Source organism: Xanthomonas sp. SHU 166, from assembly GCF_000364685.1.
Lineage (GTDB): Bacteria > Pseudomonadota > Gammaproteobacteria > Xanthomonadales > Xanthomonadaceae > Xanthomonas_A > Xanthomonas_A sontii.
Window position 1 is genome coordinate 1 of sequence record NZ_AQOJ01000080.1, and the last position, 3,355, is coordinate 3,355.

Below are 3,355 nucleotides of genomic sequence, written 5' to 3' on the forward strand. Positions count from 1 at the left end.
TGGCCGGCGCGGCGGCCGGTGCGGGCGGCGGCGTCAGTTGTTCGGTGACCACGTCCGGCGTCGGCGCCGGGGTGGTTTCGGCTTGGGCGAAGGCCTTGCCGGGGATGCCGACCGCCATCGCGCTGACCAGCATCAGCATGCATACCGCGTAGAACCGGGCCTTCCACCCGGCGAACAGACCTGTCTTCATGAAGGGCTCCAAGGTGGGGTTAGAGCGCATCGGCGCCGATTTCGCCGGTACGGATGCGGACGACCTGCTCGATGGCGGTGACGAAGATCTTGCCGTCGCCGATCTTGCCGGTGCCGGCCGCGCCCTGGATCGCCTCGACCACGGCGTCCAGACGCTCGTCGGTCACCACGGTCTCGATCTTGATCTTGGGCAGGAAGTCGACGACGTACTCGGCACCGCGATACAACTCGGTGTGGCCCTTCTGCCGACCGAAGCCCTTGACCTCGGTGACGGTGATGCCGGACACCCCAGCCTGCGACAAGGCCTCGCGGACCTCGTCGAGCTTGAATGGCCGGATGATGGCGGTGATCAGTTTCATGCGCATACCCCGTTGGTGGAAGGAACCGGCCGCCGAAGGCCGACCGGCACTGGGCCCATCGACCGCGCCGCGAACGGCGCGGGTGCTGCTGCGCGATGCGTTCCGTGGATCACGCCGTGGCCCACCGCACCCAAGGTGCGGCGGCGGCGGCGACGTGGGAGGGAACGTGGCCCACGGCACGCAAGCGCTCTGTTGCGCGGTCCATCCCCTGGACACTCGATGACGCGATGGTGGGCGCGGACCACCTGCGCGGCTCCCCAGCCGGGCAGGTGGCGGCGATGGCGAAGGAGGGAGGGGAAGCCTTCGCCATCGCCGCGCGTGGAACTCAGTTGGCGTAGTACAGCTGGTATTCCAGCGGGTGCGTGGCCGCGCGGAACTTGGTCACTTCCTGCATCTTCAGCGCGATGTAGCCGTCGATGAAGTCGTCGGTGAACACGCCGCCGGCCTTGAGGAACTCGCGGTCGGCGTCCAGCGCTTCCAGCGCCTGGTCGAGGCTGGAGCACACCTGCGGGATCTGCTTCTCTTCTTCCGGCGGCAGGTCGTACAGGTCCTTGTCGCTGGGCGCGCCCGGGTCGATCTGGTTCTTGATGCCGTCCAGGCCGGCCATCATCAGCGCGGCGAAGGTCAGGTAGCCGGACTGCAGCGGATCCGGGAAGCGGATCTCGATGCGGCGCGCCTTCGGGTTGGACACCCAAGGAATGCGGCACGAGGCCGAACGGTTGCGCGCCGAGTAGGCCAGCATCACCGGCGCCTCGAAGCCCGGGACCAGACGCTTGTAGCTGTTGGTGCCGGAATTGGTGAAGGCGTTGATCGCCTTGGCGTGCTTGAAGATGCCGCCGATGTACCACAGCGCCATCTGCGACAGGCCGCCGTAGCCGTCGCCGGAGAACAGGTTGGTGCCGCCCTTGGCCAGCGACTGGTGCACGTGCATGCCCGAGCCGTTGTCGCCGACGATCGGCTTGGGCATGAAGGTCGCGGTCTTGCCGTTGCGGTAGGCGACGTTCTTGATGATGTACTTCATCATCATCAGCTCGTCGGCCTTCTTCACCAGCGAGTTGAACTTGGTGCCGATCTCGCACTGGCCGGCGGTGGCCACTTCGTGGTGGTGCACTTCGACTTCGATGCCGACCTGCTCCAGGGTCTTGCACATCTCGGCGCGCAGGTCCTGCAGCGAGTCGGTCGGCGGCACCGGGAAGTAGCCGCCCTTGACCGCCGGACGGTAGCCGCTGTTGCCGCCTTCGATCTTGCTGCCGCTGCTCCAGGCCGCCTCTTCCGAATCGATCTTGAAGAAGGTGTGGCCCATCTCGTTGCCGAAGCGCACGCCGTCGAAGATGAAGAATTCCGGCTCCGGGCCGAAGAACGCCTGGTCGGCGATGCCGCTGGACTTCAGGTAGGCCTCGGCGCGCTTGGCCACGCCGCGCGGGTCGCGGCCGTAGCTCTGCATGGTGGCCGGGTCGAGGATGTCGCAGGTCAGCACCAAGGTCGGATCGGCCATGAACGGATCGACGAAGGCGGTGTCGGCGTCGGGCAGCAGGACCATGTCCGATTCGTTGATGCCCTTCCAGCCGGCGATCGAGCTGCCGTCGAACATCTTGCCTTCCTCGAACAGCGCCGGCTCGATGATGCTGACCGGGAAGGTGACGTGCTGCTGCACGCCGCGCATGTCGACGAAGCGCAGGTCGACGAACTCGATCTTGTTGTCCTTGACCAGCTTCTCAATAGTTTCCGCAGACATTCGATGCAACCTCGGGTTGTGAAGGGCGTGGGCGAGTATCAGCAATCGCCATGCCAAGCGTGTGGCACTCACAAGCCCTTGATTCTGCTGAAGCGTGCACGCGAAGGATGCAAATGCACTGCACTTTCGTGGTGCATTCACACCTGAACGCACCAAATTTGTGCGCGAGGCGGATGCTCTATCCTTGCACAGCTTCCCCTCCCCCAAAGCGACCCTCTCCTCCATGAGCGATCTGTTGTCGGCCCTGCTGCTGGGCATCATCGAAGGCCTGACCGAATTCCTGCCCATTTCCAGCACCGGGCACCTGTTGATCGCCGAGCGCTGGCTCGGCCACCGGTCCGACTTCTTCAACATCGTGATCCAGGCCGGCGCGATCCTGGCCACCACCCTGGTGTTCCGGCAGCGCCTGTGGGATCTGGCCACCGGCCTGGGCGACCGCGCCAACCGCGACTACGCCTTCAAGCTGGGCGCCGCCTTCCTGGTCACCGCGGTGGTCGGTCTCATCGTCCGCAAGGCCGGCTGGCAGTTGCCCGACAGCGTGCAGCCGGTGGCGTGGGCGCTGGTGATCGGCGGCGTGTGGATGCTGGTGGCCGAGTACTTCGCTGCGCGCATGCCGGAGCGCGAGACGGTGACCTGGACGGTGGCCATCGCGGTCGGCCTGGCGCAGGTGGTGGCCGGCGTGTTCCCCGGCACCTCGCGCTCGGCGGCGACGATCTTCCTGGCGATGTTGCTGGGCCTGAGCAAGCGCTCGGCCGCGGCCGAGTTCGCCTTCCTGGTCGGCATCCCGACCATGTTCGCGGCCAGCGCCTATTCGTTCCTGGAGCTGTACAAGGACGGCGGCCTGGGCAGCGAAAACTGGGGCGACGTGGCCCTGGCCTTCGTCGCCTCGATGGTCACCGGCTTCGTGGTGGTGAAGTGGCTGCTGGGCTACATCAAGTCGCACCGCTTCACCGCCTTCGCGGTGTACCGCATCGTGCTGGGCGCGGCGTTGCTGCTGTGGTTGCCGGCGGCGTGAGGGGTTGAGTCGGCGAGGCGCTGCGCGCGCCGGACCCTCACCCCAACCCCTCTCCCG

3 protein-coding genes and 1 pseudogene are annotated in these 3,355 nt (G+C 66.4%); 1 reads left to right on the plus strand and 3 read right to left on the minus strand.

Annotated features, from left to right (window positions below):
• From D180_RS03340 to glnA, 3 genes and pseudogenes are all read right to left on the minus strand, one after another.
• Positions 1–190, minus strand: a pseudogene (locus D180_RS03340) (ammonia channel protein); the annotation flags it as partial.
• 19 nt (positions 191–209) lie between these two features.
• Positions 210–548 carry a P-II family nitrogen regulator gene (locus D180_RS03345; protein ID WP_010341076.1) on the minus strand — a complete coding sequence of 113 codons (339 nt, stop codon included), beginning with the start codon at positions 546–548 and terminating at the stop codon, positions 210–212.
• 325 nt (positions 549–873) lie between these two features.
• A complete protein-coding gene (glnA, locus tag D180_RS03355; RefSeq protein WP_017908900.1) occupies positions 874–2,283 on the minus strand; it encodes a type I glutamate--ammonia ligase in 1,410 nt (469 codons plus the stop codon).
• 223 nt (positions 2,284–2,506) lie between these two features.
• On the opposite strand from glnA, the gene D180_RS03360 reads away from it, so the two are divergent.
• The gene (locus tag D180_RS03360; protein ID WP_017908899.1) at positions 2,507–3,298 is read left to right on the plus strand and encodes an undecaprenyl-diphosphate phosphatase; all 792 of its coding nucleotides are present in this window, start codon (positions 2,507–2,509) and stop codon (positions 3,296–3,298) included.
• Positions 3,299–3,355: the final 57 nt, after the last annotated feature.

Excerpts from the sequence above, each read along its gene's own strand:
- D180_RS03345 (WP_010341076.1), bottom strand. The coding sequence starts at position 548 with ATGAAACTGATCACCGCCATCATCCGGCCATTCAAGCTCGACGAGGTC.
- glnA (WP_017908900.1), bottom strand. The coding sequence starts at position 2,283 with ATGTCTGCGGAAACTATTGAGAAGCTGGTCAAGGACAACAAGATCGAG.
- D180_RS03360 (WP_017908899.1), top strand. The coding sequence starts at position 2,507 with ATGAGCGATCTGTTGTCGGCCCTGCTGCTGGGCATCATCGAAGGCCTG.